Below are 22523 nucleotides of genomic sequence, written 5' to 3'. Positions count from 1 at the left end.
CGGCCGCCGTGTTCGCGCCGCCTCCGGGCCTGGCGCCGGGTGGGACATCACATATCGTCCCGAAAGCTCTCCGTGACCTCTTCCTTCGCCGACCTCGGCGTGCCCTCCTCCCTCGCTGCCCTCCTCGCGGAGCGCGGCATCACCACCCCGACCCCGATCCAGGCCGCCACCCTGCCGGACTCGCTGGCCGGACGCGACGTGCTCGGCCGTGGCCGCACCGGCTCGGGCAAGACCTACGCCTTCCTGCTCCCCCTCGTCACCCGGCTCATGAGTGACGCCGGTGCCTCCCGTCGCCGCGGCCGCGCACCCCGAGCCCTCGTGCTCGCCCCGACGCGCGAGCTGGCCGGGCAGATCGCCGCCTCCCTCGAGCCGCTGGCGGCCGCCGCGGGGCTGACCCATCTCACCGTCTTCGGCGGGGTCGGCCAGAACCCGCAGGTGCGCGCCCTGCAGGCAGGCATCGACGTGCTCGTCGCCTGCCCGGGACGCCTCGAGGACCTCCTCGGCCAGGGCCACGCGGACCTGTCCCAGGTCGAGGTGACCGTGCTCGACGAGGCGGACCACATGGCCGACCTGGGCTTCCTGCCCGTCGTCAAGCGCCTGCTGGACCGCACGCCGCGCCAGGGGCAGAAGATGCTCTTCTCCGCCACCCTCGACGCCGGCGTCGACGTCATCGCCAAGCGCTACCTCAGCAGCCCGGTCACCCATCACGCCGACTCGGCGCAGTCGCCGGTGGAGGCGATGGATCACCACGTCCTGCACATCGACGCGGCTCAGCGTCTGGCCGTGCTCACCGACCTCGGCTCCGCCCCGGGCCGCAAGGTCGTCTTCACCCGCACCAAGCACGGGGCCAAGAAGCTGGCCAAGCAGCTCAACGGCGCCGGCGTGCCGGCCGTCGAGCTCCACGGCAACCTCGCCCAGAACGCCCGGACCCGCAACATGGAGGCCTTCCACTCCGGGCGCGCCAGCACCCTCGTGGCGACCGACATCGCGGCCCGCGGCATCCACGTCGACGACGTCTCCCTCGTCGTTCACGCCGACCCGCCGGTCGAGCACAAGGCCTACCTCCACCGCTCGGGCCGGACCGCCCGGGCCGGCGCGGCCGGCACCGTCGTGACGCTCATGACCGACGACCAGGTGCGCGACGTGCGCTCCCTGACCCGTGCGGCCGGCATCAAGCCGACGACGACCAAGGCGCACTCGAACCACCCGATCCTGCGCGAGCTCGCGCCGGGTGAGCGGGTGCTGACCCCCGGCGGGCTTGTCCTGGAGACGCCCGGCCAGAACGGTCAGGGCGGCGGCCAGAACGGCCAGGGCGGTCGACGCCAGGGCGGCGGCCAGGGTGGTCGTGGCACCAGCACTCGCCAGGGCGGCGGCCGCGGGCGCTCCGGCAGGGCGGACAGGGTCGTTCCGGCGACCAGGGCGGTCAGGGTCGCTCCGGCGGCCAGGGTGGGCGTGGAGAGGGCGGTCAGGGCGGACGTCGCAACGGCGCCGGCGGTCAGGGTCGCTCCGGCGGCCAGGGCGGCCGAGGTGCGGGCGGTCAGGGCGGCGGCTCGGGTCGTCGCTCCGGTGGTGGCCGCTCCGGCGGCTCGGTCGTGGCCTTCTCGACGTCGAGCGGCAGCCGCCGCGGCTGACCTCTCGGCCCGACCGGGCCGGACGAAGACCTCGCCTCAGACGTTGCGGCGGTACTGCCCGCCCACCTCGAAGAACGCCTCGGTGATCTGACCGAGCGTGCAGACGCGGGCGGCGTCCATGAGCACGGCGAAGACGTTGTCACCGGCCATCGCGGCCTCCTTGAGCCTGCTCAGGGCGGCCTCGGCCTCCTGCGCGTGGGTCTCCTGGTAGGTCTGCACCCGCTCCAGCTGGGACTGCTTCTCCTGTTCGGTGGCGCGAGCCAGCTCGACCTGAACCTCCTCGCGCTCCGAGGGGGGGCGCCGGAAGGTGTTGACGCCGATGATCGGCAGCGACCCGTCGTGCTTGCGGTGCTCGTAGAGCAGTGACTCGTCCTGGATCTTGCCGCGCTGGTAGCCGGTCTCCATGGCGCCGAGCACGCCGCCGCGCTCGCTGATCCGGTCGAACTCGGTGAGCACGGCCTCCTCGACGAGGTCGGTGAGCTGGTCGATGATGAACGACCCCTGGTTGGGGTTCTCGTTCATCGCCAGGCCCCACTCCTTGTTGATGATGAGCTGGATCGCCAGGGCACGACGCACCGACTCACCGCTGGGCGTGGTGACGGCCTCGTCATACGCATTGGTATGCAGTGAGTTGGCGTTGTCGTAGATCGCGATGAGCGCCTGCAGCGTGGTGCGGATGTCGTTGAAGTCCATCTCCTGCGCGTGCAGCGAGCGCCCCGAGGTCTGGACGTGGTACTTCAGCTTCTGGCTGCGCTCGTTGGCGCCGTACTTCTCCCGCATCGCCACCGCCCAGATGCGCCGCGCGACGCGGCCGATGACGGAGTACTCGATGTCCATCCCGTTGGAGAAGAAGAAGGACAGGTTGGGCGCGAAGGCGTTGATGTCCATCCCGCGGGCGAGGTAGGACTCGACGTAGGTGAAGCCGTTGGCCAGCGTGAAGGCCAGCTGGCTGATGGGGTTCGCTCCCGCCTCGGCGATGTGGTAGCCGGAGATCGAGACCGAGTAGAAGTTGCGCACGCCCTGGTCGATGAACCACTGCTGGATGTCGCCCATCATCCGCAGCGAGAACTCGGTCGTGAACAGGCAGGTGTTCTGCCCCTGGTCCTCCTTGAGGATGTCCGCCTGCACGGTGCCGCGGACGTTGGCCAGGGCATACCCGCGCAGTTCCTCAGCCTCGGCGCCCGAGGGCTCACGGCCCTCGCGCTCGCGGAAGGCCTCGACCTGCTGGTCGATCGCGGTGTTGAGGAAGAACGCCAGCACCGTCGGCGCCGGCCCGTTGATCGTCATCGACACCGACGTCGTCGGGTCGATGAGGTCGAAGCCGTCGTAGAGCGCCTTCATGTCGTCCAGGGTCGCGATGGACACGCCCGAGGTGCCGACCTTGCCGTAGATGTCGGGCCGCTCCGCCGGGTCGTGGCCGTAGAGCGTGACCGAGTCGAAGGCGGTGGAGAGCCGGGTGGCCGGCTGGCCCTCGGAGAGCAGCTTGAAGCGGCGGTTGGTCCGGAACGGGTCGCCCTCGCCGGCGAACATGCGGGCCGGGTCCTCGTTGTCCCGCTTGAACGCGAAGACACCGGCCGTGTAGGGGAAGAAACCGGGGAGGTTCTCGCGGCGCCAGTAGCGCACGAGCGCGCCCGCCTCGTCGTAGGGCGGCAGCGCGACCCGGGGTATGCGGTTGCCGCTCAGCGACTCCTTGGTGAGTCGGGTATGCAGCTCGCGGTCGCGGACCGTGACGACCTGCTCGTCGCCGGAGTAGGCCTCGACCCGGGCCGGCCAGCCCTCGAGCATCTCCTGGATCTCGGTGGGCACGTCGCGACGGGCGGCGGCGAGGAGGTCGTCCACCCCGTGGTCGGTCGTGCCCTGGGCGGCCAGCTCGTCGTCCACCGCGGAGAGGCGCTCGACGCGGCGGGCGGCGAGGGCATACCGCTCGGTGTCCTCGTGGTAGCCGCGCAGCGTGTCCGCGATCTCGGCGAGGTAGCGCACCCGCTTGGGCGGCACCACCTGGCGGATCATCGAGGAGTGCCGCACCTCCACCGGGGGCAGCAGACCGTCCACGACCGGGAGGCCGTCCTCGGCGAGGAGGTCGCGCAGGACCTGGTAGAGCGCCGTGACGCCGTCGTCGTTGAAGGTCGCCGCGGAGGTGCCGAAGACCGGCATGTCCTCCGGCCGCTTGCCGAAGGCCTCGCGGTTGCGGACCAGCTGGCGGCCGACGTCGCGCAGCGCGTCCATGGCACCGCGACGCTCGAACTTGTTGATCGCCACGACGTCGGCGAAGTCGAGCATGTCGATCTTCTCCAGCTGGCTGGCGGCTCCGAACTCAGGGGTCATGACGTAGAGCGAGGTGTCGACGAAGGGCACGATGCCCGCGTCGCCCTGGCCGATGCCCGGGGTCTCGACGACGACGAGGTCGAAGCCGGCGGCCTTGAGGATGTCGATCGCCACCGGCAGCGCCTCGGGCACCTCGGACTCCCCCCGGGTGGCCATGGAGCGGAACATCGCCTTCGCGCGGGTCTCGGCGTCCGAGGCCTCCCCCGCCACCGCGCCGGTCTCCGAGCCCAGGGCGTTCATCCGGATCCGGTCGCCCAGCAGCGCCCCGCCGCCCTTGCGCCGGGTCGGGTCGATCGCGATGATCCCGATGCGGAGCCGGTCGCCCTGGTCGATGCGGAAGCGCCGCACCAGCTCGTCGGTGAGCGAGCTCTTGCCCGACCCGCCCGTGCCGGTGATCCCGAGGACCGGGGCGGTGCTCTCGCGGGCCGCGGCGGCATACCTCTCGCGGTCCTGCGCCGGCAGCGAGCCCAGCTCGGCCCCGGTGATGGCCCGCGCCACGGCGGTGCGCTCCCCGGCGAGCACGGCGTCCACGTCGGCGGGACCGACCTGCCACATGTCGTGGTCGGAGTCGGTGATGACCTGGTTGATCATCCCCGGCAGCCCGAGCCTCTGCCCGTCCTCCGGGGAGAAGATCGTCACCCCGGCCTCCCGCAGCCGCTCGATCTCCTCGGCGACGATGACGCCGCCACCACCGCCGACGACCTTGACGTGGTCGGCGCCCGCGGCGCGCAGCTGCTCGACGAGGTACTCGAAGTACTCGACGTGGCCACCCTGGTAGGAGGAGACCGCGACGGCGTTGGCGTCCTCGTCGAGCACGGCCTGGACGACCTCGGCCACCGAGCGGTTGTGCCCGAGGTGGACGACCTCGGCACCCTGGCTCTGCATGATGCGCCGCATGATGTTGATCGAGGCGTCGTGGCCGTCGAAGAGGCTGGCGGCGGTGACGATGCGGACCGGGTGCTCCGGGGTCCGCAGGGCCGGCCTGCCGCTGGTCGCGTCCGCGGCGCTCTGCGCGCCCTGGTCGTTCTTCACCGTGCGTCTCCTCATCGAGTGTGGCCCGTTCCCTTCGATGGTAGTGGACGCAGGGCGCCTGGTTGACGCGCCCGTCAAGAACCCCCTCCGAGGGCGGAGCGCCCGTGGGGCGCCGTGCGCCCGACCGTAGGCTGGGGCGGTGAAGAGTCTCCTGACCGCCGCCCTGGCGACCGCCGCCGGCCTCCTGCTCGCGCTCGCCGCCTCCGACGGTGGTCAGGCGCTCACGCCGGGTCTGCCGCTCATGATCGCCCTGGCCCTGCTGGCCTACGTCCTCAACTGGGTCGTCTACGTGCCCTCCTTCCGGGCCCAGACGGAGCGCTTCTTCGACCTCACCGGGTCCGTGACCTTCCAGCTGGTGACGATCCTGGCCCTCGTGCTCGTGCAGGACCGCGACGCCCGCACCTGGATCCTCGGCGCCATGGTGCTCCTCTGGGCCCTCCGGCTCGGGTTCTTCCTCTTCCGCCGGGTGAGCAAGGCCGGCAAGGACGGCCGCTTCGACGAGCTCAAGAAGAGCTGGTCGAGGTTCCTGCTCGTCTGGACGATGCAGGGCCTGTGGGTGGTCTTCACGGCGGGAGCGGCGCTGGCCGCCATCACCTCCGGCGATCGCGCCCCGCTGGGTCTGCTCGGGTATGCCGGCATCCTCGTCTGGGTGGTCGGCTTCGCGATCGAGGCGGTCGCGGATGCGCAGAAGTCGGCCTTCAAGGCCGACCCCTCCCACGAGGGCGAGTTCATCCGCTCCGGCCTGTGGTCGATCTCGCGGCACCCCAACTACGTCGGGGAGATCCTGCTGTGGACCGGGGTGGCGATGGTCGCGGCCGGTGCCCTGAACGGGTGGCAGCACGTCACCCTTATCTCCCCCGTGCTCATCTACCTCCTGCTGCGCTTCGCCAGCGGGGTGCCCGCGCTGGAGCGTCGCGCCGACGAGAAGTGGGGTGGGCAAGCCGACTACGAGGACTACAAGCGCGCCACCCCGGTCCTCTTCCCGGTCGGGGGCGGCTCGGCCAGGTGAGCACGGTGGGCCGTGGAAGCCCCCTGTCGGTGTCTCTCGGTAGGTTGGCCCCATGAGCGCATCGGGACGTCAGCAGGCCCTTGACCGTATGCAGCAGGCCGGCGTGAGTCGGCCCGCTCGCGACACCTTCGCGCGGCACTACGACCACCTCGCGGCGGGGGCGACCGGCCTCATCGCGGAGGCCGACGTGGAGCCGGCCCTGCCCACCGCCCACCTCGAGGACGTCGACGTCACCGAGGAGGAGGCGCGCGAGGCGCTGGCGGCGACGGCGGTCATCACCCTCAACGGCGGCCTCGGCACCTCGATGGGCCTCGCCGCGCCCAAGTCCCTGCTCCCCGTCCGCGAGGGCCTGACCTTCCTCGACATCACCGTGCGCCAGGTGCTGGCGCTGCGCGAGCGCTTCGGGGTGAGGCTCCCCCTGGTGTTCATGGACAGCTTCTCCACCCGCGAGGCGACCCTGGAGGTCCTGGACCGTTACCCCGAGCTCGCGACCGACGGCATACCGCTGGACTTCGTGCAGTCCCAGGAGCCCAAGCTGCGCGCCGACGACCTCACCCCGGTGACCTGGGAGGCCGACCCGCGCCTGGAGTGGTGCCCACCGGGCCACGGCGACCTCTACCCCTCGCTGCTCGCCAGCGGGCTGCTCGACCAGCTCCTCGAGGGCGGCTTCCGGTATGCCTTCGTCTCCAACGTCGACAACCTCGGCGCGGTCGCCGACGGTCGTGTGGCGGCGTGGTTCGCGGCCAGCGGCGCCGGCTTCGCCGCCGAGGTCTGCCGTCGGACCGAGATGGACAAGAAGGGCGGTCACCTCGTGCGGCGCCGCGCCGACGGACGGCTCGTGCTGCGCGACACGGCGCAGACCGCCGAGGAAGAGATGGTCCACTTCATGGACGGCGAGAAGCATCCCTTCGTCAACACCAACAACCTGTGGTTCGACCTGGCGCGCCTGCGCGACATGCTCACCGAGCGCGGCGGCGTCATGGAGCTGCCCCTCATCCGCAACGCCAAGACCGTCGACCCCACCGACAAGGCGTCCACCCCGGTCATCCAGATCGAGTCGGCGATGGGCAGCGCCGTCGAGCTCTTCGCCGACGCCGCCTCGATCGCGGTGAGCCGGGAGCGCTTCGTGCCGGTCAAGACCACCAACGAGCTCGCGCTGCTGCGCTCGGACGTGTATGCCGTGGACGACACGTCCTACCGCCTCCACCGGACGGTCGACCCGGCGCCGGTCGTGGACCTGACGAAGGCGCACTACGGCATGATCGACGACTTCGACGAGCGCTTCCCGGCCGGGGTGCCCTCCCTGGTCGAGGCCACCCGGCTCGAGGTCGAGGGGGACTGGCGCTTCGGCTCCGGGGTGCGGGTGCGCGGCGTCGCCCACCTCGGGCCGGAGGGCGGCTCGGTCGACGACGGGGCCACCCTGGGCGGGGCATGAGGCACCTGCGCGACGACCTGGGCGGCGCGGTCGCGCTGCCCGACGGGCCGGTGACCCGGGTGGTCTCCCTCGTGCCCTCGCTCACCGAGGCGCTGGCGGACACCCGGCGCGAGGCGCTGGTCGCCGCCACGCAGTGGTGCACCCACCCCGCCGACCTCGACGTGGCCCGGGTCCGCGGCACGAAGAACCCGGACCGCGCCGCCATCCAGGAGCTCTCCCCCGAGCTCGTCGTCTGCGTGCAGGAGGAGAACCGCGAGCTCGACGTGCGCCGGTTGCGCGAGGCGGGCGTGCCCGTCTGGGTCGGCGTCATCGAGTCCGTCGACGACGCCCTCCGGGTGCTGCGCACGCTGCTCGTGGACGTGCTGGGCTGGGGTGAGCCGCCCTGGCTGCTGGACGTGGAGGCCCGGTGGTCGGTGGTCGCCGACGCCTCGGCACCCGGCAGCGAGGCGTCCTCCCCCGGCGCGACCGCACCCGCCGGACCGTCCGTGGTCGTGCCGATCTGGCGGGATCCCTGGATGGTCGTGGGTTCGCGCACCTACACCACCGACCTGCTCCACCGGGGCGGGGTGCGCAACCTCTTCGCCGACCACGACGAGCGCTACCCCGGCGTCGAGCTGGCCGATCTCGACACCGCCGGTGCCGACGTGGCCCTGCTGCCCGACGAGCCCTACACCTTCGGCCCGACGGACGGGCCCGAGGCCTTCCGCCAGACCCCGACCCGGCTCGTGAGCGGTCGGCTGCTCACGTGGTACGGCCCCGCGATGCTGGACGCCTGGGACCTGCTGGCCGATGTCCGGTCGGCGCCCGGCGCAGGGTCGTCGGCCCCTTCGACGCCGTCGCCGGCCCCGGAGGACGGCCCGGCCCGTTAGGTCAGTCGCACGTTGATCTGCTGGATCTGGGTGAAGCCCTCGAGCATGCCCTCGAGCGAGAACTCCCGGCCGTGGCCGCTGGCCTTCATGCCGCCGTAGGACTGCCCGACCTGCTGCCCACCGCCCTGGTTGACCTGCACCCACCCCGACTCGATCCGCTGGGCCGTGCGCAACGCCATACCGATGTCGCGGGCGAAGACGAAGGCGGCCAGTCCGTAGTGGCTGTCGTTGGCCATCGCCACGACCTCGTCCTCCTGGCGCCACCGGATGACCGAGAGCACCGGCCCGAAGATCTCCTCCCGGGCGATCCGCCAGTCGTTGTCGACCTGGCTGAGGATCATCGGGGCGTGGTAGAACCCCGGCTCCCCCACCGTGAGGCTCTCCCGCCCGTCGTAGGCGACCTCGATGCCCTCGGTCGCCAACGCCTCGTCGAGGTAGCCCTGCACACGGTCCCACTGGCGCTGGTTGATGATGCAGCCGATGTCGCTGGTCTCCTCGCGCGGATCGCCGACCCGGAGCCGGGACACCCTCGCCACCAGCCGCTCGAGGAAGCTGTCGTGCACGGACTCGTGGAGGAACAACCGGGAGCCGGACGTGCAGCTCTGCCCCTGCCGGGCGAAGCGAGTCGCCAGCAGGACCTGCTCGACCACGTCGTCGGTGTCGGAGTCGGGGAAGACGATGCACGGGCTCTTGCCGCCGAGCTCGAGGCTGACGTGGGCCAGCCGCTCGCCGGCCCGGGCGGCCACGCCGGACCCGGTGGCGGTGGACCCGGTGAAGGAGACCTTGTCGACGCCGGGGTGCTCCACCAACGCCTGCCCCACCTCGGCGCCGTAGCCGGTGAGGACGCCGAGCACGCCGGGCGGCAGGTGGCGCTCGCACACCCGCGCCAGCTCGAGGATGGTCGTCGGCGCGTCCTCGGCCGCCTTGAGGATCATCGCGTTGCCGCTGGCGAGGGCGGCGGGCAGCTTGAAGGCGGCGATCATCAGCGGGCTGTTCCACGGCAGGATTCCGGCCACCACCCCGATCGGCACGCGCCGGGTCAGCGAGAGCGCGTCGGTGCCGGTCGGCAGGGTGACGCCCTTGAGCTCGCCGGCGAGACCGGCGAAGTAGCGGAAGGCGGAGGCCAGCAGCAGGGCCTCCGGGCGTGCCTGGGTGCGCAGGGCGTTGCCGGTGTCGAGCGCCGTGAGCGTCGCGAGATCCTCCGCGGCGTCGGTGAGGTCGTCGGCGATCCGCAGCAGCGCCTGCTGCCGCTCGGTGAAACTCAGCGCCGCCCAGCGCGGCTGGGCGGTCCTGGCCGCGCGGACCGCCCGGTCGACGTCCTCGGCCCCGGCCCGCGGCGTCGTGGCGATGACCCGGTCGCGGTCGATGGGGGTGATGACCTCCAGGCGCGCGCCGTCCGCGGCCTCGACCCATTCCCCGCCGATGAGCATGCGGTATGCCGTCGGCGTGCTCGCCTCGAAGGTCGGGTAGGTCTCGGTGCTCATCGTCTCTCCTCGGGGTGGTCCTGGGGTGGTGGCTCGGGTGGTGGGTGCACGGCTCGGGTGGGTCAGACGTGGATCGCCGCAGGGAGGCCGTCGCTGAAGACCTCGGGGGCGTCGGGGAAGGTCAGCGCCTCACCGCCGGAGACGCGGTATGCACTCCAGGCGGCGGCGCAGGCGTCGAGGAGGTCGTCGGTCGCGGCGCCCCTGGGCGCCTCCCGCGGCGCCTCGATGCCGACCGCGGCGAGCACGGCCCGCCGGTGCTCGGCGCCCTCGGCGGTGCGCTTGCGGGTGGTGAGGGCAGCTCCGCTCATCGCCGCGAAGCTCGCCTCCGGGTGCACCTCCAGCACCGGGCACGGGACTCCGCGGCGGACCCACGCGTCGACCTCGAGAATGCTGCGCCGCAGACCGTGGGCCTGCTTCGACAGTCCGATGCCGACCAGTGCGCGGTTGCGCAGGTTCGCGGTGGCGTAGTCCGCCTCCTCCACCGCAGCGCGGGTCGGCGTGGTGAAGACCGAGGAGGCCTTGGCCCGGCCGAGGAAGCTTCTGGTCAGCACGTCCGCCGCGCGCCGGCTCGCGTCGGGGAGCCCGATGGGGATGTCGACCCCTACTACCCCCACCTCCCCGGCGGCGTCGAGCACCTGGGCGACGGTGGCGGCGACCACGACCCGCACCCGTCCGCGGCCCGACGCGTCGAGGACCGCACCGACCCACCCACCGCGGCAGGCGTCGACCCCCAGCACCGGCGACGCGGCACGCGCGCGCACCGGACCTCCCGTCGGGGGAACCGGGCGCCGCGGCTCGGACACGCTCATCCCCGCCACCCTAGTCATCGTGCGCCCCGGCACCTGCGCGGTGTGAGAGCGTAGGCCCCATGGCACGGCGCGTCGTCGTCCTCAACGGACCCAACCTCAACCTCCTCGGCACCCGCGAGCCGCACATCTACGGCACGGCCACGCTGGCCGACGTCGAGACCTGGTGCGCCGAGCGGGCCGCCGCCCACGGGCTGGAGGTCAGCTGCGTGCAGAGCAACCACGAGGGCGCCCTCGTCGACGCGCTGCAGGAGGCCGGGGCCGACGCGGACGTCGTCGGGGTGGTGCTCAATGCCGCCGCCTACACGCATACCTCGGTCGCCCTGCACGACGCCGTCAAGGCCATCTCGGTGCCGGTCATCGAGGTGCACCTGTCGAACCCGCACGCGCGCGAGGCCTTCCGCCACACCTCATACCTGTCCCCCGTCGTCGACGCCGTCATCGCCGGCGCCGGGATCCACGGCTACGGCTATGCGGTCGACCACCTCGCGGCGCTGGTGGGCACGACGGCGGGCGCGACCACCACCACACCGGAGGGATAGGGCATGGCTGAGACCACCACCGAGCGCGAGACCTGGAGCAGCTCGACGGGCTTCATCCTCGCCGCCGTCGGCTCCGCCGTCGGCCTGGGCAACATCTGGCGCTTCCCCGGGGTTGCCTACGAGAGCGGTGGGGGCGCCTTCCTCATCCCCTACCTCATCGCGCTGCTGACGGCCGGTATCCCGATCCTCTTCCTGGACTACGCCATCGGCCACCGCTACCGCGCGGCGGCGCCGCTGGCCTACCGGCGGATGGCCAAGCCGGCCGAGGCGCTGGGCTGGTTCCAGATCGCGCTGAGCTTCGTCATCGCGGTCTACTACGCGGCCGTCATCGCCTGGTCGCTCAGCTACTTCGTCTTCGCCTTCGACCTGCGCTGGGGTGATGACCCGGCCGGCTTCTTCGTCGGGGAGTACCTCCGGACCGGCGACCCCGAGGTCTCCACGACCATCGTGTCGGCCGTCGCGATCCCGCTGGTCCTGGTCTGGGTCGCGGTGCTGGCGATCATCGCCCTGGGGGTCACCAAGGGCGTTCAGCGGGTCAACGTCATCTTCATCCCGCTGCTCGTGGTCGCCTTCGCCGGTCTGGTGATCCGGGCGGTGACGCTGCCCGGCGCGATGGACGGGCTCAATGCGCTGTTCACGCCCGACTGGGGTGCGCTCACCGATCCCGGGGTCTGGATCGCGGCCTACAGCCAGATCTTCTTCAGCCTCTCCATCGCCTTCGGCATCATGGTGACCTACGCCTCCTACCAACGGCGCAAGGCCAACATGACGAGTTCGGGCCTCGTGGTGGCGTTCGCCAACTCCAGCTTCGAGATCCTGGCCGGCATCGGCGTCTTCGCGACCCTCGGGTTCTTCGCCCACCAGCAGGCCACGACCGTCGACGAGCTCGAGGGCCTCACCGGGCCGATCCTGTCCTTCGTCACCTTCCCGGCGGTCATCAGCGAGATGCCGGGCGGCACCATCTTCGGCGCCGTCTTCTTCGCGGCCCTGGTGCTCGCGGGCTTCACCTCGATCATCTCGATCCTGCTCGGGGTGGCGGCGTCGGTGCAGGAGAAGTTCGGGCTGGGGCAGAAGGCCTCCGCGATCGCCGTGTGCGTGGTCTGCGCGATCATCTCGATCGCGCTCTTCTCCACCACCTCGGGACTCATCGCCCTCGACACCGTCGACCAGTGGGCCAACAACGTCGGCATCGTGCTCTCGGCCATCGTCATGACGGTGCTCGTGGTGTGGGTCTTCCGCAAGGTGCCCGTGCTGCGCGCCCACCTCAACCGGGTCTCCACCTTCAAGGTCGGCCGCTCCTGGTGGGTCCTCATCGGTGTCCTCGCCCCGCTGCTGCTCACCTACATGCTCTTCGAGCGGGTCCAGACGTTGGTGACCGAGGGCTACGAGGGGTACCCGGGCTGGTACCTCAACCTCTTCGGCTGGGGCACCATCGCTTTCGTCGTGGTCGCAGCCGCAATCCTCACCGCGATCCCGTGGCGAGGTCGTGACAGCGAGGACTTCCACCCCTGGCCCGAGCTCGAGGAGGAGCAGCGATGACCACCCAGGCCGTGCTCATGATGATCGTGGCGATCCTCGTCGTCTGGGGAGGCCTGGTCGCGAGCATCCTCTTCCTGCGGGCCCACCCCGAGGTGGAGGACTCCGAGCTGGAGGACCCCGGACCGGGTAACACCCTGCCCTAGCGGTGGTCCCGCTGAGACCCTGTCAGCCCCGGGGCTCCCAGTCCGGGTCGCGGCCGAGGCGGGCCAGCAACCGGTCCGTCGTGCTCGCGTCGGAAGGGACGTCGACGGCCGGGGCGCAGATGCCCTCCATGTGCAGCGCCGCACCCCACCCGTCGGCGGTGGCGTGCAACGCAGCCGCCTCCTCGTCGGTGACGGTCCACGACTGTCCCGTCGCCCGGGAGACGTCCGACCCGTGGATGACCAGGTCCCAGCCGTAGAAGTCGGCGAGGGTCTGACCGATCGTGGTGCGTCCGAAGAAGCCGTCGTACTCGCGCGCGGCCACCCCCTCGGCCGCTACGGCGTCGGACACCGCTGCGACGTGCGCACGCCAGCCCGCGGCGAGGTCATCGCCCAGGTCCGGGGCCGCAGGGAGGTCCAGCTCCTGGCCCGCCAGGAAGTCGCGCTGGGTGGCGACGACGTGGGCCACGACGTCCTGCACGGTCCACCCCTCGCACGGGGTCGGGGCGTCGGCGCGGGCGGCGGCCCGCTCGAGGATGTCGCCGAAGTCGGCGGCGCGCTGGTCGAAGCGGGTGATGGGGTCAGCCTGAGAGATCGTCATGGTGTCCACGCTCGCACCCCGTGAGCGCGAGATCTTGTGATAATCCGACACATGCCCGATCGACGCGACCCAGGCCGGAGCGACCCCGTCGACCGGGCCCACCTGACCGGCGCCAGCCGCCCCTCTCCGCCGATCTACCGCTACCCGCCGTCCACGGACCTGTCAGACCTCGTGGAGCGCTACTGGGTCCCGGTGTGGTCCCTCACCGCGCCCTCCCAGCAGACCACGCTGCAGCATCCCGTGTGCCTGGTCGTCGTGAGCCACACCTACGCCCGCTTCTACGGTGTCGCGCGTGGCCGCTCCACCGTCACCCTCGAGGGACATGGCTGGGCGGTCGGGGCGATGCTGCGTCCGGCCGCCGGCGCCCTGATCCTGGGCCGGTCGGTGGCCGAGCTGACCGACACCTACCTCGACCTCGAGCAGGTGACGGTGATGGGTGCCACGGAGCTCATCGGCACGATCCGCGAGGCGATGGCTCCAGACGCCCACGCTCCCCCGGCGCACCGCGCCGCCATCGCCGCGATGGAGCGCTGGCTGCGCCGCTTCGGACCCCTCGACCGGGCCGGCGGGCAGATCAACGACCTCGTCGACTGGCTGGCGGACCACCCCGACGTCACCCGGGTCGGCGAGCTCGCGTCATACGCCGGCTTAGGTGAGCGCACCCTGCAACGACTGGTGCTCGAGCGCACCGGACTGTCGCCCAAGTGGTTGATCCAGCGACGGCGGCTGCACGACGCGGTCCTGGCGCTCAAGGACCGCAGGGAGTCCCTGTCCGCGATGGCGGCCCGCCTGGGCTATGCCGACCAGGCGCACTTCACCCACGACTTCCGCACCGTCACCGGCATGACGCCCGGCGAATTCCTCCGTGACCAGGATCCACCGGCGGACGCCGACGCGCTCAGCTCTCGAGCAGGGCCCGGGCGGCGTGGTAGCCGCCCAGCCCGCTGACCCCGCCGCCGCGCTGCGAGCCCGCGCCAGCGAGCAGGACGCCGGGGTATGCCGTGTCCACCCCCCACCGTCGGGCCGGCGTGTCCAGGGGCGCGTCGTCGTCGGCCCACGGCCAGGTCAGCGGCGCGTGGAAGATGTTGCCGCCGGGCATCGCCAGGCTCTGCTGCAGGTCCCGGGTGGTCCGCGTCTCGACGCAGGGCTGCCCGTCAGGGCCGGTGAGCACGACGCCCTCGATGGGCTCGGCGAGCACCGAGGACAACGAGTTGAGCACCCGACGCTCCAGGTCGGCGCGGGCGTCCTCGCCCCTACCGTCGAGCAGCCGGTCCGGCGTCTGGAGGGTGAAGACCGTCATCGTCTGCGCCTGGGGGTGCTCGGCCCGCAGGGCCGGGGTGAGGATGCTGGGGTCGGTCAGCGTGTGGCAGTAGATCTCGGCCGGCATCGGGTCGGGGATCCTGCCGTCCTCGGCGTCCGCATGGGCCTGCCGCAGCTGGGTGTAGCTCTCGTTGATGTGGAAGGTGCCGCCGAAGGCCGCCTCGGGTGCCACCGCGGTCTCGCGCAGCCGGGGCAGGCGCGACAGCAGGAGGTTGACCTTGACCTGGGCCCCCTCGACCCGCTCCCCCACGACGCCTCCGGCGACCTCGTCGAGCACGGCGGGGGCCGCCGCCCAGAGCACGTGCCGCGCGGTCGCGCGGTGCGGCATACCCTCGGCGTCCTCCCAGCTCACCGCGCCCTCCTCGACACCGGTGACCTGCGCCCCCGTCACCAGGTCGGCGCCCGCCTCCCGGGCCACGCGCTCGAGCTGGCCGGACACCTCCCCCATCCCGCCGATCGGCACGTCCCAGTCACCGGTGCCGCCACCGATGACGTGGTAGAGGAAGCACACGTTGTGCCGCAGGTGGGCCGAGTGCGGGTCCGCGAAGGTGCTGATGAGGCCGTCGGTGAGGACGACCCCACGGACGAGGTCGTCGGCGAGGCTCTTCTCGACCACCTCGCCGAGGGGGCGCTCCAGGAAGTCCCGCACCAGACCCGGGTCGCCGATGCGGTGCGCCATCTCGCGCCGCCGGAGCAGCGGCTCGGTGACGGTGGGCCACACCACCTCCGCGAGGTGCCCGACACGGTCGTAGAAGCGCTCCCACCGGGGCGCATCCGCCGCCGCACCGACGGCGGCGAAGGAGGCCGCGGTCGCGGCGGCGTCACCGTGGTCGATGAGCAGTCCCGCCTCCGACCCGGGCAGCGGGGTGTAGGAGGAGTAGCGCCGCCGGGCCAGCCGCAGCGACAGCGACAGGTCGTCGGCGATCTGCCGCGGCAGCAGGCTGACGAGATAGGAGTAGCGCGAGAGCCGCGCCCCCATACCGGGGAAGGCCTCGGCGGAGACCGTCGCCCCGCCCAGGGCGGTCGAGCGCTCCAGCAGCAGGACCGAGCGGCCCGCGCGGGCCAGGTAGGCGGCTGCGGTGAGGCCGTTGTGCCCTCCACCGACCACCACGACGTCGTGGGTCGAGGTCATGGCCCGATGGTAGGCGCTCGGCCTCAGCCGCGCGGGCTCCAGTCCCGACGACGCTCACCACGGGGTCCGCCGTCGCGACCGGGGCCACCCTCGCGGCCGGAGCCTCGACGGTCTCCGCCGCGGCTGTAGCCGCCGTCGCGGCCGGGGCGCTGCCCACGCCGGTCGCCGCCACCACGACGGTCCCCACCTGGGCCACCACGAGGGCCGCCGCGACGCGGTCCGGCGGAGCGCTTGGGTCGCATGACCTCATCCAACCGGCTCTGCGGGATCGGCTCGGACTCGGGAGTGGAGCCACCCGCGGTCTCGATGACCGCGTGGTCCTCGGGGGCCACCGTCTGCGGGTCGGTCTCGACCCCGGCGGCGTCGAGCATCCGCGAGACCTGGCGCTTCTGGTGCGGCAGCGCCAGGGTCACGACCACCCCGTCCTCACCGGCCCGGGCGGTCCGCCCGGAGCGGTGGAGGTAGTCCTTGTGGTCGGCCGGCGGGTCGACCTGCAGGACGAGCGAGACGTCGTCGACGTGGATACCGCGGGCGGCGACGTCGGTGGCGACGAGGACCGGCAGCGTCCCGGACTTGAAGGCGTCGAGCACGCGGGTCCGCTGAGCCTGGTTGAGCCCGCCGTGCAGCGCGGCGGCGAAGACACCGGACTCACGCAGCTGCATCGCGACCCGGTCGGCCCCGAGCTTGGTGCGGCAGAAGACGACGGTGCGGCCGGGCCGGTTGGCGATGGCGGCCGTGATCGGCTTCTTGTGGTGCGGGTGCACGAGGAAGACGTGGTGCGCCATGGTCGTCACGCTGGCCCGGGCGTCATCGGTGGAGTGCGTCACCGGGTCCTTGAGGTAGGCCTTGGCGACCTGGTCCACGCCGTGGTCGAGGGTGGCCGAGAAGAGCAGCCGCTGGCCGTCCGTCGGCGTGAGGTCGAGCACCTGTCGGATGGCCTCGACGAAGCCCATCTCGGCCATGTGGTCAGCCTCGTCCAGGACCATGACCTCGACCTCGGACAGGTCGGCCGCGCTGCGGTCGATGAGGTCGATGAGCCGACCCGGCGTGGCGACGAGCACGTCGACGCCCTTCTCCAGCGCCTTGAGCTGCGGGGTGTAGGACATGCCGCCGGCGACGAGCACGAACCTGCGGTCGACGGCGCGCATCAGGGGCGCCAGGGCGTCGACGATCTGCATCGCCAGCTCGCGGGTGGGGGTGAGGATGATCGCGCGCGGACGGTGCGGCACGGCGCGGGGGCGACGCGCCAGGCGGTCGAGCAGCGGCAGGCCGAAGGCCATGGTCTTGCCCGAGCCGGTCTGGCCCCGACCCAGCAGGTCGCGGCCGGCCATGGCGTCCGGGATGGTGGCGGCCTGGATCGGGAAGGGCGTGGTGATGCCGATGCGCGCGAGCGTGGCGACGAGCGCCTCGTGCAGCCCGAGGGGGGCGAAGCCGTTGTCCTCCTGGACGGCCGCCGAGGTGTCCTCGGTCATGGTCGCCGACAGACGCTCCTGGTATGCCGCGTCCGCGGCGTCCCGCTCGGCCTCCGCCTCGACGAAGGCGTCGTCGGCACCGCGCGGGCGCTCCCACGAGCGGCCACCGCGCGAGGAGTCCTGGCGGTCCTCCCAGCGATCACGCCGCGGGCCACGGTCGTCGCGAGCGCCGCGGTCGTCCCGGCGACGGCTCTCGTCCCAGCTGCGGCCCTCGTGGTGCCCACGGGCCGGCCGGCCCTCGCGCTCCTCGCGGTGCGAGCGCCAGGTGCGCTCCTGGTAGCCGCGCGTCTCGCGGGGGCCGTCGTCCCGACGGTCGAAGGAGCGGCCGCCTCGGCGGTCGGCGCCACGGTCCTCCCAGTCACGACGCGGACGGTCAGCACCCCCACGGGCACCCTGGTCGCGACGCTCGTAGCCACCGCCACCACGGCGGTCCTCCCAGTCACGACGCGGACGGTCACCACCGGGACGACGGTCGCCGCGGTCCTCCCAGTCACGACGCGGACGCTCGGCGCCACCACGGGCACCCTGGTCGCGACGCTCGTAGCCACTGCCGCCGCGACGGTCCTCCCAGTCACGGCGCGGACGCTCACCACCGGGGCGACGGTCGGCACCACCACGCGCACCCTGGTCGCGCCGCTCGTAGCCACCGCCACCGCGACGGTCCTCCCAGTCACGACGCGGACGCTCACCACCGGGGCGACGGTCGGTGCCACGGTCCTCGCCGTCGCGACGCCGGTCGGCCCGGTCGCCACGACCACGCGGGTCCCGGTCGTCGCGGTCGCGCCAGCGCTGCTTGTCGGCACCGTCGTCGGAGAAGGGGCGCCCGGCGCCTCGGCGGTCGCCGCGCCCGCCCTTGAGCTGGGCTCGGGCCTGCTTCTCTCGCGCCTGGCGCGCGGCCTTCTTCTGAGCTGGGCTGTGGCGGGGCTTCTTGCCGGACGAACCGGCACCGGTGGTCTTGGCCATGGATGGCTCACCTCTTCGCAGGGGGTCGAGGTGGGTTCTCGCCTCGACGCCCTTCGGCGTGACCGGACCTACCTCCAGGCGCTCGACACGGCGCCCGACGTCCCCCAGGAACGGATCGTCCTGAGGGGTCACCCGGGCACAGGGAGAGCCACGGGGAAACAACTAGTCTACCGCCTCCGGACGGTTCCCCTCGCCACCCTCACGAGCCGTGCGGCCGGGCGCCGCCCTGCTCAGGCGTCGATGCGCTCGCGGTCGAGGTCGTGGGCGGACTCGACGATGAAGTCCTTGCGCGGGGCGACCGAGGACCCCATGAGCAGGTCGAAGACCCCGTCGGCGACGGCCGCGTCGGCCAGGGTGATGCGCCGCAGAGTGCGGTGGCGGGGGTCCATCGTCGTCTCCGCCAGCTGGTCGGCGTCCATCTCCCCCAGGCCTTTGTAGCGCTGCATGGGCTGCTTGACGACGCGCCCCTTCTTCTCCAGGCCGGTGACCGTGCGGCGCATCTCGGCCTCGGTGTAGGTGTAGAGGTACTCCCGCTCGCGCCCCTTGCCTCGCCCCCCGCTCACCTCGATCCGGTGCAGCGGAGGCATCGCGGCATACACCCGCCCGGCCTCGACGAGCGGCCGCATGTAGCGGAAGAAGAGGGTGAGCAGGAGGGTACGGATGTGGGCGCCGTCGACATCCGCGTCGGTCATGATGATGACCTTGCCGTAGCGCACCATGTCGAGGTCGAAGGAGCGGCCGGAGCCGGCCCCGATGACCTGGATGATGGCCGCGCACTCGGCGTTGGACAGCATGTCCTGCACCGAGGCCTTCTGGACGTTGAGGATCTTGCCGCGGATCGGCAGGAGCGCCTGGTAGTCGCTGCTGCGCGCCAGCTTGGCGGTGCCGAGGGCGCTGTCGCCCTCGACGATGAACAGCTCGGAGCGCTCGGTGTCGTTGCTGCGGCAGTCGGCGAGCTTGGACGGCAGGGAGCTGGACTCCAGGGCGTTCTTGCGACGCTGGGTCTCCTTGTGCAGGCGGGCGGAGATGCGCGACTTCATCTCCGAGACGACCTTGTCCAGGAGCAGCGCCGCCTGGGCCTTGTCGCCCCGGTGCTTGCTCGTGAGCCGCTCGGTGAGGGCGGCCTCGACGGTGCGGGAGACGATGGAGCGCACCGCGCTCGTGCCCAGCACCTCCTTGGTCTGCCCCTCGAACTGCGGCTCGGGGAGGCGCACCGTGACGACGGCGGTGAGGCCGGCCAGGATGTCGTCCTTCTCGACCTTGTCGCCGCCGACCTTGAGCTTGCGGGCGTTGAGCTCCAGCTGCTTGCGGAAGACCTTCATGAGCGCCTGCTCGAAACCCGCGACGTGGGTGCCGCCCTTGGGGGTGGTGATGATGTTGACGAAGCTGCGGACCGTGGTGTCGTAGCCGGTCCCCCAGCGCAGCGCGACGTCGACCTCGCACTCGCGCTCGGTCTCCTTGGAGACCATGTGGCCCAGCTCGTCCAGCATCGGGACCGTCTCGGTGAAGGTGCCCGACCCCTGGAGGCGCCACACGTCGGTGACCGCGGGGTCGGTGGCGAGGTACTCGGCATACTCGGCGATCCCGCCGGAGTAGGCGAAGGTGTCCTCGGTGGGGCCCTCCGCCCCGGGCGTGCCGGGCAGCCGCCGCTCGTCGCGGATGACCAGGGTGAGCCCCGGGACGAGGAACGCGGTCTGCCGGGCGCGCGCGACGAGCTCGTCGTAGGCGAACTCGGCCTTCTTGAGGAAGATCTGCGGGTCGGCCCAGTAGCGCACCCGGGTGCCGGTCACACCACGCCTGGCCTTGCCGACCACCGCGAGCTCGCTCTGCCGCTCGAAGGGGCTGAAGCTCGCCTCCGGGTCGGGCTCGGCGCGGCCGTCGTCGAAGGACCCCGGCTCCCCGCGGCGGAAGCTCATGCCGTAGGTCTTGCCCGCCCGGTCGACCTCGACGTCCAGTCGCGCGGACAGGGCGTTGACCACGGAGGCCCCGACGCCGTGCAGGCCGCCGGAGGCGGCGTAGGACCCGCCACCGAACTTGCCCCCCGCGTGCAGCTTGGTGAAGACCACCTCGACCCCGGTCAGGCCGGTGCGCGGCTCGATGTCGACGGGGATGCCCCGGGCGCGGTCCCGCACCTCCACCGAACCGTCCCGGTGAAGGATGACCTCGATCCGGTCCCCGTGACCACCCAGCGCCTCGTCGACGGCGTTGTCGATGATCTCCCACAGGCAGTGCATGAGGCCGCGGGAGTCGGTGGAGCCGACATACATCCCCGGGCGCTTGCGGACCGCCTCCAGGCCTTCGAGAACCTGCAGGTGCCGGGCGGAGTAGTCCTGAGTGGTCACGTCCGCAGGCTAGCGCGCAGGACCGACGGTCCCCGGGAGGCAGGGCGCGTCACGGCCCCGGTGCGGGGCTCGCGGACGGCGGACTTACGCGCAGAGCGAAACGCCGCACCTCACGGGCACAAAGACGCGGTCCGGCGACGTTGACGTGCTTGACTGGGTCGACCAACCGCTGGTTGGCCCCTGGAGAGGAGACCCGCCGTGAACGCCACTCTGACCCCCGAACTCACCGCTGCCGACCGCTGCGACCGCTGTGGGGCGCAGGCCTACATCCGAGCCAGCCTCGGTGACGGGCTGCACCTGCACTTCTGCGCCCACCACGGGCGTGAGCACCTCGACAAGCTGCGTGCCCAGAACGACGTGGACATCCTCGACGAGACCCACCGGCTCGAGCAGCAGGAGACGCCCGCGGTCTGACCCCGGACCGAGCCGCCCACGCGGCAGCACGACGCCCGCCCCGGCACCGTCCGGGGCGGGCGTCGTGCTGCATCGGGCACAATCTGCCTCATGTCGCCCGTAGAGATCCTCATCCTGGTGCTCATGCTCATCGGGGTGGTCGGGATCGTCATCCCCGTGCTGCCCGGGCTGGTCATCGTGCTCGCGGGCTCGTTGGCGTGGGCCCTCAAGGAGCAGACGACCCTGGCCTGGGTCGTCTTCGGGCTCTCCGCTCTCGTCTACCTGCTCGGGGTGGCCCTGCAGTGGGCGATCCCCGGCCAGCGGATGAAACGGGCCGGCGTGCGGACCTCGACCCTGGTCATCGGGGTTCTCTGCGCCCTCGTGCTCGGGGTGCTCATCCCCGTCGTCGGGCTGTTCATCGGCTTCCCCCTGGGGATCTTCCTCATCTCCCTCGTCCGCACGCGGGACCGGCGGGAGGCCGTGCGGGCCACGAAGCACGCCCTGCGCGCCGTCGGCCTCAACATCCTCATCGAGCTGGCGACCGCGTTCGCGCTCATCGCGATGTTCGTCGTCAGCGCGCTGGTGCTCACCCCCGCCTGACGTCGCGGTCCTCCGGTGCCGGTCTCCCTGCGGATGGCACCGGAGAACCGGCCGTGGTCGGTGGGCTCAGCCCTCGACCATGCGGGCATACACCACGGTGTTGTCCTCGTGGCTCTGCTCCTGCTCGTCGAACTCTCCGCCGCAGGTGATCAGCCGCAGCTCCGGTCCGTCCGTCGGTCCGTAGACGTCCACCGTCGGGAACTCGTCCTTGGCGAACTGGTCGACCCGGTAGATCTCGTAGGTCACCGTCTTCCCGTCCTCCCGCTCGACCTCGGCGGTGTCCCCGGGGGTCAGAGCCCCGAGCTCGAAGAAGATCGAGGGGACTCCACCAGCTGCCGTGACATGGCCCTCGATGACCGTCGGGCCGATCTCGCCGGGGGTCGGTGAGCCGTCGTACCACGCGGCCTCGTCATACCGGTCCCCGCTCGGCACCATGAGGGTTCCGTCATCGGCCAGGCCCAACGGGTGGAGCGGGCTGGTGACCTCGATCGAGGGTATGCGCACCTCGACGGGTTCGGAGGGGTCCAGCGCCGCGACCGGCTCGGGCTCCTCCTCCGCCGGAGCAGCGTCTCCCTCGGCGGAGGGGACGGCGTCCTGCGTCTGGGCCGCGGAGTCCGATCCTGCCGGACCGGGCGGTCCGGGCTCGGTCGCCGCGTCCTCATCAGGTGTCGCGTCCTCGGAGCCCGCGGACTCCTCGGACGACTGCGCCGAGGACGGTGCCGGTGAGGGCGGGTCCGGGGGCTGCCGGAGGCCGAGGACCAGCAGGACGACGCCGACCACCACCGCCAGTGCGGCCAGGACGGTCGAGATCTTCATGGGCCTCTCCTTCGCAGGGTGACGTCGCAGCGGTCGTGCTGCACCGATCGGGGGATCACGAAGAGTTCGTGG

At 72.0% G+C, this 22523-nt stretch carries 18 protein-coding genes; 10 read left to right on the top strand and 8 right to left on the bottom strand.

Annotated elements, in window-relative coordinates:
- Positions 1-72 precede the first annotated feature (72 nt).
- Positions 73-1722, top strand: a complete 1650-nt coding sequence (locus tag FA582_RS05960) for a DEAD/DEAH box helicase (protein WP_476748629.1) — start codon at positions 73-75, stop codon at positions 1720-1722.
- Here the strand turns inward: FA582_RS05960 and icmF are convergent.
- Positions 1668-4988: a fused isobutyryl-CoA mutase/GTPase IcmF gene (gene icmF / locus FA582_RS05955; protein ID WP_010146523.1), complete on the bottom strand. Its 3321-nt coding sequence runs from the start codon at positions 4986-4988 to the stop codon at positions 1668-1670. The genes FA582_RS05960 and icmF overlap by 55 nt on opposite strands.
- Positions 4989-5127: 139 nt before the next feature.
- On the opposite strand from icmF, the gene FA582_RS05950 reads away from it, so the two are divergent.
- Genes FA582_RS05950 through FA582_RS05940 form a run of 3 tightly spaced genes read left to right on the top strand, consistent with a single transcriptional unit; the run spans position 5128 to position 8301 of the window.
- Positions 5128-5997: a DUF1295 domain-containing protein gene (locus FA582_RS05950; RefSeq protein ID WP_010146522.1), complete on the top strand. Its 870-nt coding sequence runs from the start codon at positions 5128-5130 to the stop codon at positions 5995-5997.
- A 52-nt stretch (positions 5998-6049) separates the two neighbouring features.
- Positions 6050-7432, top strand: a complete 1383-nt coding sequence (locus tag FA582_RS05945; protein ID WP_029540388.1) for a UTP--glucose-1-phosphate uridylyltransferase — start codon at positions 6050-6052, stop codon at positions 7430-7432.
- Entirely contained in the window at positions 7429-8301 is an 873-nt protein-coding gene (locus tag FA582_RS05940) for a helical backbone metal receptor (protein ID WP_010146520.1), read from the top strand. Before FA582_RS05945 ends, FA582_RS05940 begins: the two co-directional genes overlap by 4 nt.
- On the opposite strand, the gene FA582_RS05935 is transcribed toward FA582_RS05940, so the two are convergent.
- Both FA582_RS05935 and FA582_RS05930 read right to left on the bottom strand, forming a co-directional pair.
- Positions 8298-9785, bottom strand: coding sequence for an aldehyde dehydrogenase family protein (locus tag FA582_RS05935; protein ID WP_010146519.1), 1488 nt, complete (start codon positions 9783-9785; stop codon positions 8298-8300). The genes FA582_RS05940 and FA582_RS05935 overlap by 4 nt on opposite strands.
- Positions 9786-9847: 62 nt before the next feature.
- Positions 9848-10594 carry a DUF429 domain-containing protein gene (locus FA582_RS05930; RefSeq protein ID WP_010146518.1) on the bottom strand — a complete coding sequence of 249 codons (747 nt, stop codon included), beginning with the start codon at positions 10592-10594 and terminating at the stop codon, positions 9848-9850.
- 59 nt (positions 10595-10653) lie between these two features.
- On the opposite strand from FA582_RS05930, the gene aroQ reads away from it, so the two are divergent.
- The 3 genes from aroQ to FA582_RS05915 are packed head-to-tail and all read left to right on the top strand — an operon-like array spanning position 10654 to position 12815.
- The gene (aroQ, locus tag FA582_RS05925) at positions 10654-11133 is read left to right on the top strand and encodes a type II 3-dehydroquinate dehydratase (protein ID WP_010146517.1); all 480 of its coding nucleotides are present in this window, start codon (positions 10654-10656) and stop codon (positions 11131-11133) included.
- 3 nt (positions 11134-11136) lie between these two features.
- A complete protein-coding gene (locus FA582_RS05920; protein WP_010146516.1) occupies positions 11137-12672 on the top strand; it encodes a sodium-dependent transporter in 1536 nt (511 codons plus the stop codon).
- Entirely contained in the window at positions 12669-12815 is a 147-nt protein-coding gene (locus FA582_RS05915) for a methionine/alanine import family NSS transporter small subunit (RefSeq protein ID WP_010146514.1), read from the top strand. Before FA582_RS05920 ends, FA582_RS05915 begins: the two co-directional genes overlap by 4 nt.
- Positions 12816-12837: 22 nt before the next feature.
- On the opposite strand, the gene FA582_RS05910 is transcribed toward FA582_RS05915, so the two are convergent.
- On the bottom strand, positions 12838-13413 hold the full coding sequence (locus tag FA582_RS05910) for a TIGR03086 family metal-binding protein (RefSeq protein WP_033228571.1): 576 nt from the start codon (positions 13411-13413) through the stop codon (positions 12838-12840).
- A gap of 51 nt (positions 13414-13464) precedes the next feature.
- Here FA582_RS05910 and FA582_RS05905 point away from each other — a divergent pair, with 51 nt between their 5' ends.
- Positions 13465-14361, top strand: a complete 897-nt coding sequence (locus FA582_RS05905; RefSeq protein WP_010146511.1) for a helix-turn-helix domain-containing protein — start codon at positions 13465-13467, stop codon at positions 14359-14361.
- Here FA582_RS05905 and FA582_RS05900 read toward each other — a convergent pair.
- The 3 genes from FA582_RS05900 to FA582_RS05890 form a co-directional block, all read right to left on the bottom strand.
- A complete protein-coding gene (locus tag FA582_RS05900) occupies positions 14312-15865 on the bottom strand; it encodes a phytoene desaturase family protein (protein ID WP_010146510.1) in 1554 nt (517 codons plus the stop codon). The genes FA582_RS05905 and FA582_RS05900 overlap by 50 nt on opposite strands.
- A gap of 23 nt (positions 15866-15888) precedes the next feature.
- The gene (locus FA582_RS16725) at positions 15889-18300 is read right to left on the bottom strand and encodes a DEAD/DEAH box helicase (RefSeq protein WP_010146509.1); all 2412 of its coding nucleotides are present in this window, start codon (positions 18298-18300) and stop codon (positions 15889-15891) included.
- A 230-nt stretch (positions 18301-18530) separates the two neighbouring features.
- Positions 18531-20642 (bottom strand): DNA gyrase/topoisomerase IV subunit B, encoded by a 2112-nt coding sequence (locus FA582_RS05890; RefSeq protein ID WP_010146508.1) that lies wholly within the window; start codon positions 20640-20642, stop codon positions 18531-18533.
- A 198-nt stretch (positions 20643-20840) separates the two neighbouring features.
- On the opposite strand from FA582_RS05890, the gene FA582_RS05885 reads away from it, so the two are divergent.
- Together FA582_RS05885 and FA582_RS05880 are read left to right on the top strand one after the other, a co-directional pair.
- Positions 20841-21056, top strand: a complete 216-nt coding sequence (locus FA582_RS05885) for a DUF7455 domain-containing protein (protein WP_010146507.1) — start codon at positions 20841-20843, stop codon at positions 21054-21056.
- Between the two features lie 90 nt (positions 21057-21146).
- Entirely contained in the window at positions 21147-21635 is a 489-nt protein-coding gene (locus FA582_RS05880) for a DUF456 domain-containing protein (RefSeq protein WP_010146506.1), read from the top strand.
- A 66-nt stretch (positions 21636-21701) separates the two neighbouring features.
- Here FA582_RS05880 and FA582_RS05875 read toward each other — a convergent pair whose 3' ends face one another.
- Complete coding sequence (locus tag FA582_RS05875) at positions 21702-22451, bottom strand: class F sortase (protein ID WP_010146505.1); 750 nt, start codon at positions 22449-22451, stop codon at positions 21702-21704.
- Between the last annotated feature and the right edge of the window lie 72 nt (positions 22452-22523).

This window comes from Serinicoccus profundi, from assembly GCF_008001015.1.
Classification (GTDB): domain Bacteria; phylum Actinomycetota; class Actinomycetes; order Actinomycetales; family Dermatophilaceae; genus Ornithinicoccus; species Ornithinicoccus profundi.
This window is presented reverse-complemented; position numbering and strand designations above follow the sequence as displayed.